The sequence below is a fragment of the Escherichia sp. Marseille-Q3837 genome, assembly GCF_916618735.1.
GTDB lineage: Bacteria > Pseudomonadota > Gammaproteobacteria > Enterobacterales > Enterobacteriaceae > Escherichia > Escherichia ruysiae.
This window is the reverse complement of record NZ_CAKAKC010000001.1, coordinates 2,560,765-2,574,891: the sequence shown is the minus strand read 5'-3', so window position 1 is coordinate 2,574,891 and position 14,127 is coordinate 2,560,765. Positions and strand designations below refer to the sequence as shown.

14 protein-coding genes are annotated in these 14,127 nt (G+C 50.1%); 8 read left to right on the top strand and 6 right to left on the bottom strand.

Annotated elements, in window-relative coordinates; all coding sequences use genetic code 11:
* Positions 1-37 precede the first annotated feature (37 nt).
* From LG381_RS12020 to preA, 8 genes are all read left to right on the top strand, one after another.
* Positions 38-946, top strand: coding sequence for a LysR substrate-binding domain-containing protein (locus tag LG381_RS12020; RefSeq protein ID WP_000024642.1), 909 nt, complete (start codon positions 38-40; stop codon positions 944-946).
* Positions 947-1,076: 130 nt separating this feature from the next.
* Positions 1,077-1,475, top strand: coding sequence for a CidA/LrgA family protein (locus tag LG381_RS12015; protein WP_001516704.1), 399 nt, complete (start codon positions 1,077-1,079; stop codon positions 1,473-1,475).
* A complete protein-coding gene (locus tag LG381_RS12010; protein WP_000968197.1) occupies positions 1,472-2,167 on the top strand; it encodes a CidB/LrgB family autolysis modulator in 696 nt (231 codons plus the stop codon). The genes LG381_RS12015 and LG381_RS12010 overlap by 4 nt, the downstream gene beginning before the upstream one ends.
* 130 nt (positions 2,168-2,297) lie before the next feature.
* Positions 2,298-3,182: a cytidine deaminase gene (gene cdd / locus LG381_RS12005; RefSeq protein ID WP_000553574.1), complete on the top strand. Its 885-nt coding sequence runs from the start codon at positions 2,298-2,300 to the stop codon at positions 3,180-3,182.
* Between the two features lie 184 nt (positions 3,183-3,366).
* Positions 3,367-4,086 carry an outer membrane permeability protein SanA gene (sanA, locus tag LG381_RS12000; protein WP_225762452.1) on the top strand — a complete coding sequence of 240 codons (720 nt, stop codon included), beginning with the start codon at positions 3,367-3,369 and terminating at the stop codon, positions 4,084-4,086.
* Positions 4,087-4,088: 2 nt separating this feature from the next.
* A complete protein-coding gene (locus LG381_RS11995; protein ID WP_000383083.1) occupies positions 4,089-4,328 on the top strand; it encodes a DUF2542 family protein in 240 nt (79 codons plus the stop codon).
* A gap of 264 nt (positions 4,329-4,592) precedes the next feature.
* Positions 4,593-5,831: an NAD(P)-dependent oxidoreductase gene (locus tag LG381_RS11990; protein ID WP_137325609.1), complete on the top strand. Its 1,239-nt coding sequence runs from the start codon at positions 4,593-4,595 to the stop codon at positions 5,829-5,831.
* Positions 5,825-7,060 carry an NAD-dependent dihydropyrimidine dehydrogenase subunit PreA gene (gene preA, locus LG381_RS11985; protein ID WP_000956051.1) on the top strand — a complete coding sequence of 412 codons (1,236 nt, stop codon included), beginning with the start codon at positions 5,825-5,827 and terminating at the stop codon, positions 7,058-7,060. Before LG381_RS11990 ends, preA begins: the two co-directional genes overlap by 7 nt.
* A 152-nt stretch (positions 7,061-7,212) precedes the next feature.
* On the opposite strand, the gene mglC is transcribed toward preA, so the two are convergent.
* From mglC to folE, 6 genes are all read right to left on the bottom strand, one after another.
* Positions 7,213-8,223, bottom strand: a complete 1,011-nt coding sequence (mglC, locus tag LG381_RS11980; RefSeq protein ID WP_001275122.1) for a galactose/methyl galactoside ABC transporter permease MglC — start codon at positions 8,221-8,223, stop codon at positions 7,213-7,215.
* Positions 8,224-8,238: 15 nt separating this feature from the next.
* Positions 8,239-9,759, bottom strand: coding sequence for a galactose/methyl galactoside ABC transporter ATP-binding protein MglA (gene mglA, locus LG381_RS11975; protein ID WP_000255032.1), 1,521 nt, complete (start codon positions 9,757-9,759; stop codon positions 8,239-8,241).
* A gap of 60 nt (positions 9,760-9,819) precedes the next feature.
* Entirely contained in the window at positions 9,820-10,818 is a 999-nt protein-coding gene (mglB, locus tag LG381_RS11970) for a galactose/glucose ABC transporter substrate-binding protein MglB (protein WP_001036964.1), read from the bottom strand.
* Positions 10,819-11,097: 279 nt separating this feature from the next.
* Positions 11,098-12,138 (bottom strand): HTH-type transcriptional regulator GalS, encoded by a 1,041-nt coding sequence (galS, locus tag LG381_RS11965; RefSeq protein WP_000628680.1) that lies wholly within the window; start codon positions 12,136-12,138, stop codon positions 11,098-11,100.
* A gap of 141 nt (positions 12,139-12,279) precedes the next feature.
* Positions 12,280-13,437, bottom strand: coding sequence for a DUF418 domain-containing protein YeiB (gene yeiB / locus LG381_RS11960; protein ID WP_225762451.1), 1,158 nt, complete (start codon positions 13,435-13,437; stop codon positions 12,280-12,282).
* Between the two features lie 16 nt (positions 13,438-13,453).
* The gene (folE, locus tag LG381_RS11955; RefSeq protein ID WP_001139613.1) at positions 13,454-14,122 is read right to left on the bottom strand and encodes a GTP cyclohydrolase I FolE; all 669 of its coding nucleotides are present in this window, start codon (positions 14,120-14,122) and stop codon (positions 13,454-13,456) included.
* Between the last annotated feature and the right edge of the window lie 5 nt (positions 14,123-14,127).

Here is a 14,127-nt window from a genome sequence, read left to right as displayed (position 1 = left end):
CATTTTCGGCAGAGAGATAACCTGGAGGTTATGGCAAATGGCAAACTGGGCGCAGAAATTAAAACTTCATCACCTGCAAATGCTGGTGGCGCTGGGCGAACAGGGTAATCTGACCCATGTGGCGCGGATGATGAATATCACTCAGCCTGCGCTGTCGAAATGGCTGTCACAACTCGAAGATGAGATCGGCCTCACACTCTTTGAGCGGCACAGCAAAGGGCTACGTCCGACCGAAGGTGGCAAATTGTTATTGCAACATGCCCAACGATTAATCAATGACATGGAGCGATCGCAACATGAACTGGCGCGCTTTAAACAAGGCGGGCTGGTCGGCAGTCTGAAAATAGGTTGTTCTCCTGTCGCCACTGACTGCGTATCCCAGGCAATTTTGCATTTGCTAAAAGAGATGCCGACGCTGCACCTGAATATCGAAGAGAAGGTGATGACGCCATTACTGCAAGACCTGCTGGCAGGTTCTGTGGATGTAGTGGTTGGTCGTATTGGTGGTCGTGCACTGCAACTGCCGCTAAATTATCAGGTGCTCTACACCGAGCCAGTGTGCTTTGTCGCTCGCCCAAACCATCCACTGGCGAAATATGCCGCTCTTGGCTGGGATGATCTGGCTAACTGGCGCTGGATAGTCTGGCCAACCGGGACACCTATTCGTCTCAGTATTGATAATGCGCTGGTAGAACATGGCGTGATGCTGCCAGAAAACACCATTGAATCGGCGTCAATGAACGTCAGCACCAATCTGCTCCAAAGCAGCGACATGATTTCTATACTCTCTTTACGTCTGGCGCAACGCTATGCCAGTCAGGGACAACTGGTGATCCTGAACCTGCCGAAGATAGAACAGAAAGGCAGCGTCGGCGTGTTCTGGCGTAATAACGAAACGCCCTCCCGTGCGCTAAGTCGGTTCCTGCACTTTTTGAACCAGAATTAGACCACTGAATTGGGCGCTTGCCCGATATTCGTCTCCTGTAATTCAACTATGCTCAGATTTCATGATGTGATCGGTAGCACGTTTTACAGATTAATTGTATGATGAATCCATCTCATCTGGGGTGTTGATCATGAGTAAGACACTGAACATTATCTGGCAATATTTACGCGCTTTTGTCCTGATTTATGCCTGCCTGTATGCAGGTATTTTCATTGCTTCCCTGCTACCGGTAACCATTCCGGGCAGCATCATCGGGATGCTGATCCTGTTTGTCCTGCTGGCCTTGCAAATTCTTCCGGCGAAGTGGGTCAATCCGGGGTGCTACGTACTGATTCGCTATATGGCGCTATTGTTTGTGCCGATTGGCGTAGGCGTCATGCAATATTTTGATTTGCTACGCGCACAGTTTGGCCCGGTAGTGGTTTCCTGTGCCATTAGTACGCTGGTGGTTTTTCTGGTGGTGAGCTGGAGTTCGCACCTGGTACACGGTGAACGTAAAGTCATAGGTCAGAAAGGATCAGAGAAATGATGGCGAATATCTGGTGGTCATTACCGCTGACATTGATTGTCTTTTTTGCCGCCCGCAAACTGGCAGCGCGGTATAAATTTCCATTGCTCAATCCGTTGCTGGTGGCAATGGTGGTGATCATTCCTTTTTTAATGCTGACCGGCATCTCTTACGACAACTATTTTAAAGGTAGTGAGGTTTTAAACGATCTGCTGCAACCGGCGGTGGTGGCGCTGGCCTATCCTTTATATGAACAGCTGCATCAGATCCGCGCGCGCTGGAAGTCAATCATCACCATCTGTTTTATCGGTAGCGTGGTCGCGATGGTGACAGGGACTTCCGTGGCATTGTTGATGGGTGCTTCACCAGAAATCGCCGCGTCAATCTTGCCGAAGTCGGTGACTACGCCAATTGCGATGGCTGTCGGCGGCAGTATTGGCGGTATCCCTGCAATTAGCGCAGTTTGCGTCATTTTCGTCGGTATTCTGGGCGCGGTGTTTGGTCATACGTTGCTTAATGCGATGCGTATTCGCACCAAAGCGGCGCGCGGTCTGGCGATGGGAACGGCCTCTCACGCCCTCGGTACGGCGCGCTGTGCCGAGCTGGATTATCAGGAAGGCGCATTTAGTTCGCTGGCACTGGTGCTGTGCGGGATTATTACCTCGCTGATCGCACCGTTCCTTTTCCCGATTATTCTGGCTGTAATGGGCTAAAATTTTGCGATGCGTCGCGCATTTTTGATGTAAGTTTCACGTGTTGCATAATTAATGAGATTCAGATCACATATAAAGCCATAGCGGGTTCGTAAACTGTTACCCCATTACATGATTATGAGGCAACGCCATGCATCCACGTTTTCAAACTGCTTTTGCCCAACTTGCGGATAACTTGCAATCTGCACTGGAACCCATTCTGGCAGACAAGTATTTTCCTGCGTTGTTGACCAAAGAGCAGGTCTCTTCGCTAAAGAGCGCAACGGGGCTGGACGAAGACGCGCTGGCTTTCGCACTGCTGCCGCTGGCGGCGGCCTGTGCCCGCACGCCATTGTCGAATTTTAATGTTGGCGCTATTGCGCGCGGCGTGAGTGGAACCTGGTATTTTGGTGCCAATATGGAATTTATTGGCGCGACAATGCAGCAAACCGTTCATGCCGAACAAAGTGCTATCAGCCACGCCTGGTTAAGCGGTGAGAAAGCACTCGCCGCTATCACCGTTAACTACACGCCTTGCGGTCACTGCCGTCAGTTTATGAATGAACTGAATAGCGGTCTGGATCTGCGTATTCATCTACCGGGTCGCGAAGCGCACGCGCTGCGAGACTATCTGCCGGATGCTTTTGGGCCGAAAGATCTGGAGATTAAAACGCTGCTGATGGACGAGCAGGATCACGGCTTTGCACTGACCGGCGATGCGCTTTCTCAGGCGGCGATCGCAGCGGCAAACCGTTCACACATGCCTTACAGCAACTCCCCAAGCGGCGTGGCGCTGGAATGTAAAGACGGTCGTATTTTCAGCGGTAGCTACGCTGAAAACGCGGCGTTTAACCCGACTCTGCCGCCATTGCAAGGAGCGTTAATTCTGTTGAATCTCAAGGGGTATGACTACCCGGATATTCAGCGCGCGATTCTGGCAGAAAAAGCCGATGCGCCGTTGATTCAGTGGGATGCAACCTCCGCAACGCTGAAAGCTCTCGGCTGCAACAATATCGACCGCGTTCTTCTCGCTTAAGCCTGGTGCCGGATGCGGCGTGAACGCCTTATCCGGCCTACAGGTCTGGCGCACTGATAAGCGTCGCATCAGGCTTGCCAACTTATCCTGGTGTCGAAAATCCCGGCAAACAGTTTGCCGTTTCTTGCGCAAAGCCCGCAGGTAAAGTAGCCTGATTGAAATTCCCCAAGATCGAGTTTTCTGCATGTTAAAGCGCGTGTTTTACAGCCTGTTAGTCCTGATCGGCTTGCTGCTGTTGACTGTGCTCGGCCTCGATCGCTGGATGAGCTGGAAAACTGCGCCTTATATCTACGACGAGTTACAGGATCTCCCCTACCGCCAGGTCGGCGTGGTACTTGGCACCGCGAAGTATTATCGCACCGGGGTGATTAATCAGTATTACCGCTACCGTATTCAGGGGGCAATAAATGCCTATAACAGCGGTAAGGTGAATTATCTATTACTTAGCGGCGATAACGCGTTGCAGAGTTATAACGAACCGATGACCATGCGCAAAGATTTAATTGCCGCTGGTGTCGATCCAGCTGATATTGTTCTCGACTACGCAGGTTTTCGAACTCTCGACTCTATCATACGCACGCGCAAAGTCTTCGATACTAATGACTTCATTATTATCACTCAGCGTTTCCACTGTGAACGGGCATTATTTATCGCTCTGCACATGGGTATTCAGGCGCAGTGTTATGCCGTACCATCACCCAAAGATATGTGGTCGGTACGTATTCGTGAATTTGCCGCTCGTTTCGGCGCTCTGGCTGATCTTTATATCTTTAAACGTGAGCCACGCTTTTTAGGTCCTCTGGTTCCTATTCCGGCAATGCACCAGGTGCCGGAAGATGCGCAGGGGTATCCGGCCGTTACCCCCGAACAATTACTTGAATTAGAAAAGAAACAAGGAAAGTAGTTATGGATGTTCAGCAGTTTTTTGTCATTGCCGTTTTTTTCCTGATCCCTGTATTTTGTTTTCGCGAAGCCTGGAAAGGCTGGCGTGCTGGCGCAATTGATAAACGGGTTAAAAATTCCCTGGAACCAGTGTATGTCTGGCGTGACAAAAATCCCGGACTCTTCTTCGCTTATATAGTGGCATATAGCGGCTTCGGACTTTTATCCATCGGCATGATTATTTATCTTATTTTTTACCGATAATATTATTTCTTCCTCTTGCTAATTATTGAGAATAATTATTAGTTCACCCACCAGGCTGCGGATATAACATTCTGAACCGCAGCTATTTGTGAATCTTTTCACAGTTTAAATTCCCCCGCACGCTTAGCCTTAATATTAGTACGTTATATTTACCCAAAATAATTTGAGTTGCAGAAAGGTGCTATGTCGCAGCACATGCCACTTGAAGTATTGCGGGTAAAACAGGCGTTCGCCTTAATTACCCATAGCATTAAGGAAGATCACATGCCGCAACAAAATTATCTGGATGAACTCACTCCGGCTTTTACGCCTTTACTGGCGATTAAAGAAGCCTCCCGCTGTTTATTATGTCACGACGCGCCCTGCAGTCAGGCTTGCCCGGCGCAAACCGATCCGGGGAAATTTATTCGCTCAATCTATTTTCGTAATTTTAAAGGCGCTGCCGAGACAATTCGCGAAAATAATGCCCTTGGTGCCGTTTGCGCCAGAGTGTGCCCTACGGAAAAATTATGCCAGAGCGGTTGTACCCGTGCGGGTGTCGATGACCCCATTGATATTGGTCGCTTACAACGTTTTGTTACTGATTTTGAACAACAAACCGGAATGGAGATTTATCAACCGGGCAGCAAGACGCGCGGTAAAGTCGCGATTATTGGTGCAGGCCCAGCCGGATTACAAGCCAGCGTGACGCTGACCAATCTGGGTTACGACGTCACAATTTATGAAAAAGGAGCGCAACCCGGTGGCTGGTTGTGTAACGGTATTCCGCAATTTCGTTTGCCGCAGTCGGTGCTGGATGCGGAAATCGCTCGCATCGAAAAAATGGGGGTGACCATTAAGTGCAACTGTGAAATTGGCAAAACGCTTTCGCTGGAACAACTGAAAGCAGAAAACCGTGCAGTGCTGGTCACCGTGGGGTTATCGAGCGGTTCTCGGCTACCGCTGTTTGAGCATAGCGACGTTGAGATCGCCGTCGATTTCCTGCAACGCGCGCGTCAGGCACAAGGCGATATCCGCATCCCGCAAAGCGCATTAATTATTGGCGGCGGCGATGTCGCGATGGACGTTGCCAGCACGCTGAAAGTTCTCGGCTGCCAGGCGGTGACCTGTGTGGCGCGCGAAGAGTTAGATGAATTTCCGGCAAGCAAGAAAGAATTCACCAGCGCCCAGAAATTGGGGGTATCGATTATTGATGGCTTTACGCCAGTGGCGGTAGAGGGCAATAAAGTTACCTTTAAACATGTTCGTTTGCCGGGCGAACTGACAATGGCAGCGGACAAAATTATTCTCGCCGTCGGTCAACATGCCGAACTTACCGCTTTTGCGGCGCTGGAGCCGAAGCGCAACATCATCGAAACGAAAAATTACCAGACTCGCGACCCACAACTGTTTGCCGCTGGCGATATTGTTGAGGGCGACAAAACCGTGGTTTATGCCGTGAAGACCGGGAAAGAAGCCGCCGAGGCGATTCATCACTATTTAGAGGGAGCTTGCTCATGTTAACGAAAGATCTTTCTATTACCTTTTGCGGCGTGAAGTTTCCCAACCCGTTCTGCCTCTCTTCTTCGCCGGTCGGCAACTGCTACGAGATGTGCGCCAAAGCGTACGACACCGGCTGGGGCGGCGTGGTGTTCAAAACGATCGGCTTTTTTATCGCCAACGAAGTTTCGCCACGTTTTGATCATCTGGTGAAAGAAGATACCGGTTTTATTGGCTTCAAAAATATGGAGCAGATTGCCGAACATCCCCTGGAGGAGAATCTGGCCGCTTTGCGTCGGTTGAAAGAAGATTACCCTGACAAGGTGCTGATCGCCTCGATCATGGGGGAAAATGAGCAACAATGGGAGGATCTGGCGCGTCTGGTGCAAAAAGCAGGCGCCGATATGATCGAATGTAATTTCTCCTGCCCGCAGATGACCTCTCATGCGATGGGGAGCGATGTCGGGCAAAGTCCGGAACTGGTAGAAAAATATTGTCGTGCGGTGAAACGCGGTTCCACTTTGCCGATGCTGGCGAAGATGACGCCGAATATCGGTGATATGTGCGAAGTGGCGCTGGCGGCGAAGCGTGGTGGCGCAGATGGCATTGCGGCGATTAACACCGTCAAATCCATCACCAATATCGATCTTAATCAGAAAATTGGTATGCCGATCGTTAACGGTAAATCGAGTATTTCAGGTTATTCCGGTAAAGCGGTGAAACCAATCGCCCTGCGCTTTATTCAGCAAATGCGCACCCATCCGGAACTGCGTGATTTCCCGATTAGCGGTATCGGTGGTATTGAGACCTGGGAAGATGCAGCGGAGTTTTTATTACTCGGTGCGGCAACGTTACAGGTGACCACTGGCATCATGCAGTACGGTTATCGCATTGTGGAAGATATGGCGAGCGGGTTGTCACATTATCTTGCCGATCAGGGATTTGATTCGTTGCAGGAGATGGTTGGCCTGGCGAATCATAATATTGTCCCGGCGGAAGATTTAGACCGCAGTTATATCGTCTATCCCCATATTAATCTTGATAAATGTGTCGGCTGTGGGCGCTGTTATATTTCCTGCTACGACGGTGGGCATCAGGCGATGGAATGGGATGAGAAATCGCGCACGCCGCACTGCAATACCGAAAAATGCGTCGGTTGTTTGCTTTGCGGTCACGTCTGTCCGGTGGGATGCATTGATCTCGGGGAAGTGAAGTTTAAAAAAGGAGAGAAAGAACACCCGGTAACGTTGTAGAACCAACATCGCATCCGGCATTTGGCTCCTGTCGCCGGATGCGGCGTGAACGCCTTATCCGGCCTACAAAAACCATACAAATCAGTATATTGATCCCATTGTAGGCCGGATAAAACGCGCCAGCGTTGCATCCGGCAATCCCTACATTCATATCACTTCTTACGCGCGTATTTCAGTGAATCCAGCGCCACGGCGAAGATAATAATCGCCCCTTTGATGATGTACTGCCAGTACGGATTTACGCCGATGTACGTCAGGCCATAGTTGATGACCGTAAAGATAATTACCCCGGTCACCACGCCAATGACCGTCCCCACACCGCCGCTGAACGATACGCCGCCCACCACGCACGCCGCGATGGCGTCCAGCTCATACATAAAGCCGAGGTTGTTAGTCGCAGAGCCGATACGTCCGGCTTCTAACATCCCGCCGAAGGCATAGAACACGCCAGACAGCGCATAAATCATCAGCAGGTTCAGGCCGACGTTGACACCAGAAACTTTCGCCGCTTCCGGGTTACCACCGATAGCAAAAATGTTCTTACCGAAGCGGGTTTTGTTCCACAGTACCCAAACGAACGCCACGGCAATCAGCGCGTAGAAGGTAATGTAAGAGAGACGGAAACTCCCCAGCGCGACAAAGCCCTGAGCAAAGGTGGAGAAACCGCTGTCAAAACCAGAAATTGGCGACGCACCCACAAAGTCATAATAGAGCGAGTTGATGCCGTAGACGATAATCATCGTGCCGAGCGTGGTAATGAACGGCGTTACGTTGAGATAAGCGATAATCAGGCCGTTGATTAAACCGATAACTGCGCCAATGGCACAGACAATCAGAATAACCAGTGCAATCGGCATCGTCGCCATTTCAGGAAATACTTTGTTGGCGTTTTCCATCGACTGCAATAACGTCGCGGCTACCACCGCTGCCAGCCCTACCTGGCGCCCGGCAGAAAGATCAGTCCCCTGAGTGACAATTAACCCTGCCACGCCGAGCGCGATAATAATACGTACCGATGACTGGGTGAGAATATTACTTAAGTTCAACAGACTTAAAAAAGTAGGATCCTGGAAAATTATAATCGCCAGCAAAACTAAAAGAACGACGTAAATACCGCCCTCTTTCAGGTAAGTAAGAAAACTTTTCTTATTTAACGCACTCATAGGAAGCCCCTAATCTTAAAGGTGCAAAGACGCAAGACGCAGAATTTCGTTTTGCGTTGTTGTTTTTGTATCGACAATTCCAGAAACGAGACCATTGCTCATCACCAGAATACGGTCTGTTATCCCTAACAACTCTGGCATTTCGGAGGAGATAATAATAATCCCCTTGCCTTTCTTCGCCAGTTCGGCAATTAACTGATAAATTTCAAACTTCGCCCCAACATCAATACCGCGCGTCGGTTCATCGAGCATTAATATTTCTGGTTGCGTTAGCAGCCAGCGACCAATGATCACCTTTTGCTGATTACCGCCGGAAAGTGAACCAATTTGCGTCCGATGCCCCGGCGTTTTTACCCGCATCGAATCAATCACCCACTGGGTATCGCTTTTCATCCGCGAGTTATCCAGTAAACCAACTTTATTTTTGTAGTTGCGAATATTGGAAATTAACGAGTTAAAACCAATATCCAGATAGGCATAAATTCCCGTCGAGCGGCGCTCTTCAGTGACCAGTGCAAATCCGTGGTTAATAGCTTCGTTGGCGTTATGGTTATTGATCTTTTTGCCATGCAGCGTAATGGTGCCAGCCGATTTCTCGCGAATACCAAATAACGTCTCAACAATATCAGTACGTTTCGCCCCCACCAGACCGGCAATACCGAGGATCTCCCCTTTGTGCAGATCAAACGAGACATCGCGGATGGAAGGCTGGCGCAGCGACGTCAGGTTACGCACTTCCAGAATCACTTCGCCCGGCTTGTTTTCTTTGTCAGGGAAACGTTGGTTAAGAGAACGCCCAACCATCATGGCGATGATCTTGTCCATCGTCAGCCCTGCCAGCGGTTCGGTAGCGATCCACTGACCGTCGCGCAATACGGTAACTTCATCACATAACTGGAAGATTTCTTCCATTTTATGCGAGATATAAACAATACCGCAGCCGCGCTCTTTTAATTTACGAATAATAGTGAACAGATGATTGACCTCTTTTTCGGTTAACGAAGAAGTCGGTTCATCCATAATCACAATTTTCGCGTTATAGGAAAACGCTTTGGCGATTTCGATCATCTGCATTTGCGAAACGGATAATGTGCCGACCCGCGCACGCGGATCGATATCAATATCCAGTTCATCAAAAATCGCTTTGGTTTCACGGTACATTTTGTCCTGATCGACAAACATGCCTTTGGTGGGATATCGCCCCAGCCACATGTTGTCCATCACCGAACGTTGTAATACCAGGTTTAACTCCTGGTGTACCATCGAAATCCCATTTTCCAGTGCTTCTTTGGCAGAATGAAAATCGATCTCTTTACCCTGGAATAAAATGGTGCCGGAGTCTTTTTGATAAATACCAAACAGGCATTTTAATAATGTTGATTTTCCTGCGCCATTTTCTCCCATTAATGCATGGATAGAATGTGGCCGGACTTTTAAATTAACGTTATCAAGTGCCTTAACACCGGGAAAAGACTTGTTGATACCGCTCATTTCCAACAAGTATTCCCCGGAAGACGGAGTCGTTGAGCTGACCATATAATTTTACCTTGTTGGCCATACAATAAGGGCGCAGTAAACGACTGCGCCCAATCAGTCTTATTTCTTGCTGAATTCAGCCAGGTTGTCTTTATCTACGCCGACATAAGGAACGCGGACAACTTTATTGTCGATTTTCCAGTTGGTGCCATCAGCCGCACCTTTGCCATCGGCCAGGTTTTTCGCCAGATCAAAGGTCGCTTTCGCCTGGTTGTTAGCATCGTTCAGCACCGTGCCCGCCAGTGCACCGGATTTCACCAGTGCCAGAGCTTCTGGCAGCGCATCGACGCCAAACACCGGAATGCTGGACTTGTTGTGCGCTTTCAGTGCTTCTACCGCGCCCATTGCCATCGCATCGTTGTTGGCAATAACCACTTCGATTTTGTTGGCGTTCGGGCCAGACAGCCACGCATCCATCTTATCTTTCGCCTGAGCGGTGTCCCACATAGCGGTATCTAATTGTAACTGCTCGGTTTTGATACCTTTATCGTTCAGTTCTTTTATCACGTAGGTAGTACGCGCTTCTGCATCCGGATGGCCCGGTTCACCTTTCAGCAGTACGAACTGAATCTGACCGTCTTTGTTAAGATCCCAACCCTGATTCGCCGCCCAGTGTTTAGCAATCAAATCGCCCTGAATAATGCCGGACTCTTTCGAGTCAGTGCCTACGTAGTAGGCTTTGTCATAGCTATCCAGCGCCTTACGGGAAGGTTCTTTGTTAAAGAAAACCACCGGCACGTTTTGCCCACGCGCTTTCTCAATCACCGTACCCGCAGCAGCCGGGTCAACCAGGTTGATTGCCAGCGCCTTCACCCCTTTCGCCAACAGCACGTCAATCTGATCGTTCTGCTTGGACTGGTCATTCTGTGAATCATTCATCAGCAGCTGGACGTCTGGCGCGGCTTTCGCATCTTGTTCGATAGCCTTACGCACCACGGACATAAAGTTATCGTCGTATTTATAAATCGTCACACCAATACGGGTATCTGCAGCGTGTGCAGCGGCACCGAATAACATGCTGGCCATCACAGCAGACAGGGTTAACACCTTCTTATTCATGGTATCTCCGGTTTTTCTTATGCAGGGTAGTGCTTGAGATAAATGCTCGGCGGGGCAGTATAGTTAATGAAGTGTTACTGAACGCCGAAGCTCACGTTTTAAAATTCGTTCTTCCATGCCCGGTAACGCTCCAGAAAACGACTTTAATTGTTGTTATGACGCTATAACCTCGATAAAAGTGATTATTCACTGTTACATATAGGTTACAACGTTAAAACGGTGCAATCATAGCTATCGCATTGTTAATATACTGTGAAATCACTCACAGATTGAAAGCGGTTACATCGCCTGATTTGTTGAGTTAGTGATCGCCGCCGCATTCTGGCGTGTTGCGACAGAATGCCGACGCACTAACGTCGGCATAAAACAGTGGCTGGCTCGCGGATCAATGTTGCCTGCTGCGCCCTGCAAGGCCAGTTCAGTAGCTAATTTTGCCATCGAAGCAATGGGATAACGCACGGTCGTTAATTGCGGGTCGGTGTAACGGGCGATGGGGATATCATCGAAACCGATGATGGAGAGATGTAACGGAATCGCAATGCCATTATCTTTTAATGCCGTCAGTGCGCCAGCGGCCATATTGTCGTTATAAGCAAACACAGCAGTAAGTTGCAGATTGCGTCCCAGCAGCTCGACCATTGCCGTCTCACCGCCGGGCATGTCCGGCGTGCCGGTGCCAATCCAGCTTTCCGGCGGAACAATATCCTGCTCTTTCAGCGCACTCATCCAGCCGGCTTTGCGCATTGCATCATCTTCAATGCCGTGGCTGGAAGAAAGATAACCGATGCGTTGATGACCGTTATTCAGCAACATACGCGTCGCCATTCGGGCACCGCTGAGATTATCCAGGCAAACGCAACGATGGGCGTAACCCGGTACAACGCGATTGATCAGCACCATACCGGGAATGTTGTCCATAAACTGCGCCAGTTCGTCGTCGCTTAACGCTTTCGAATGAACAATCAACGCATTACAACGCTGGCGAATTAACACCTCGATGGCGTGACGCTCTTTTTCCGCTTCATGATAGCTGTTGCCAATCAACACATATTTCTGATGCTGTTGGGCGACGAGATCGACGGCTTTCACCAGTGCGCCAAAAAACGCATCAGAAACGTCCATCACCACCACGCCAACGGTATCGCTCACCTGAGTTGCCAGCGCCTGGGCATTGGCGTTTGGTCGGTAATCCAGTTCGCTTACGGCTTTCATTACCGCTTCACGCGTTTCTGCACTTACCAGCGTGCTGTTATTGAGCACTCGGGAAACCGTTGCCACAGAGACGCCAGCCTGACGCGCTACATCACGAATGGTGATCATATTCACTACCTGTTGTGAGATTGCAGTAGGTTACTGCTTGCTGGCGGCTATTTTGTCAGCACTGAATACAGGACTTCGTGAATCGAGTCACAGCAATGGAAACGGTTACAACCATTTTGTTAATGAATGTGATCAAGATCGTTATCTTGATGTTTTGGACAATGCAGGTCCCGCAGCACGGAGGGTGAGCTGACGCCAGAGCCATTCTATCGGCCCCTGACGGAAGTAACGTAGCCAGATAACAGAGAAAAGGATATTCGCCAGCCATACCGGAATAACAAACGCCAGCAATTCCAGACGGTCAAACTGCATAAACAAACCGAAGTGGTAAAATAGTGTGGTACAAATCAGCGTTTGTAACAGGTAGTTGGTCAGCGCCATCCGTCCGACGCAGGCGATCGCCAGCACCAGCTTAAAACGGCTTAATTGCGGCCAGTAGCCGAACAGCAACGACGCATAACCCATCGCCTGAAATGGCGCACTCAGTTCACGCGGCATCTGAAGTAAGAAGGCGCACCAGCGATACGCCCAGTCCAGCCGCCATTGTAGTGCGATAGCAGGAAGGTTAATCATCAGCCCAATCGCCACCAGCACAAAACCGGTTCGGCGATAGTGGTGCAAGCTGTATTGCCCTTTCAGCCAACCGCTACGCATCAATGCCGCGCCAATTAACATCATCCCCGCCAGTTGCCAGCCATACTGCGCACCCAGTGCCAGTAAACTGTTCCCTACGCCATCGGCACGGTTACTGATGGCTTCCACGCCGCCGTGAAGTTTCCAGTATTTTTCATACAAAATGGCGGACGCATCCGGCGTCCAGGCGCGACTGGTCTGGCTGTCGGAAATCAACCCCAGCAGCAGCAAAACGCCAAGCCCTACCAGATATAGCATGACGCCGGTATTAAACAGGCTTTTTACCGATGGCGCATCGCGCACCAGCCGCCAACTGATTAAGCCCACCAGCCCGTAAGCCAGCAGAATATCGCCGTCCCAGAATAACAAGCCGTGAATAAAGCCCAACAAGACTAACAGGGTGAGCCGTGACTGGATCCAGCGTCTGCCACGCGGCAGCAGCATTTGCAGCCCCGCACCAAACAGCAACGCAAAAAGCGTGAGGAATTTCACCTGCCCGATGAGATCGAGAAATGCCCATGTCCAGGCATCAGACGGTGTAATAGCACCGTACCAGGCGGGGTTGAGATAAGCCGCCTTTGGAAGTCCAAAGGCGCTGATGTTAAGAAGCAGGATCCCCAGAATGGCGACGCCGCGAACAAAATCGAGCGTGACGTTGCGCTCCATGGTTCCTGCCTTTTAATCAGTTGTGATGACGCACGGCGCGCAGAAACTCGTGGCGTGTATTCTGACTGGATTTGAACAAACCACCGAGGGAGGTCGTTGTCGTGGCGCTGGTCGCATCGCGGATACCACGCGCTTTCACGCAGTAATGCACCGCATCGATAGAGACCGCCACGTTATTGGTGCCCAGCAGCGTTTGTAGCGCAATGAGAATTTGCTGGGTCAGACGTTCCTGCACCTGCGGACGCTGGGCAAAGAACTGCACAATACGGTTAATTTTTGACAGACCGATCACCGAATCCTTCGGGATGTAGGCCACCGTCGCTTTGCCATCAATAGTGACAAAATGGTGTTCACAGGTGCTGGTCAGAGTGATATCGCGCACGGTGACCATTTCATCGACCTTCATTTTATTTTCAATGAGGGTGATTTTCGGGAAGTTGGCGTAATCCAGACCGGAGAAAATTTCATCGACATACATTTTGGCGATGCGATGCGGCGTTTCCATCAAACTGTCATCAGCCAGGTCGAGATTCAGTAGCTGCATGATTTCGGTCATATGGCCGGCAATAAGGCTTTTGCGCGTTTCGTTATCCATTTCATGCACGGGCGGGCGTAGCGGTGTTTCCAGTCCTCGCGCAACCAACGCTTCATGAACCAGGGCCGCTTCTTTACTGAGTGATGGCATTTATA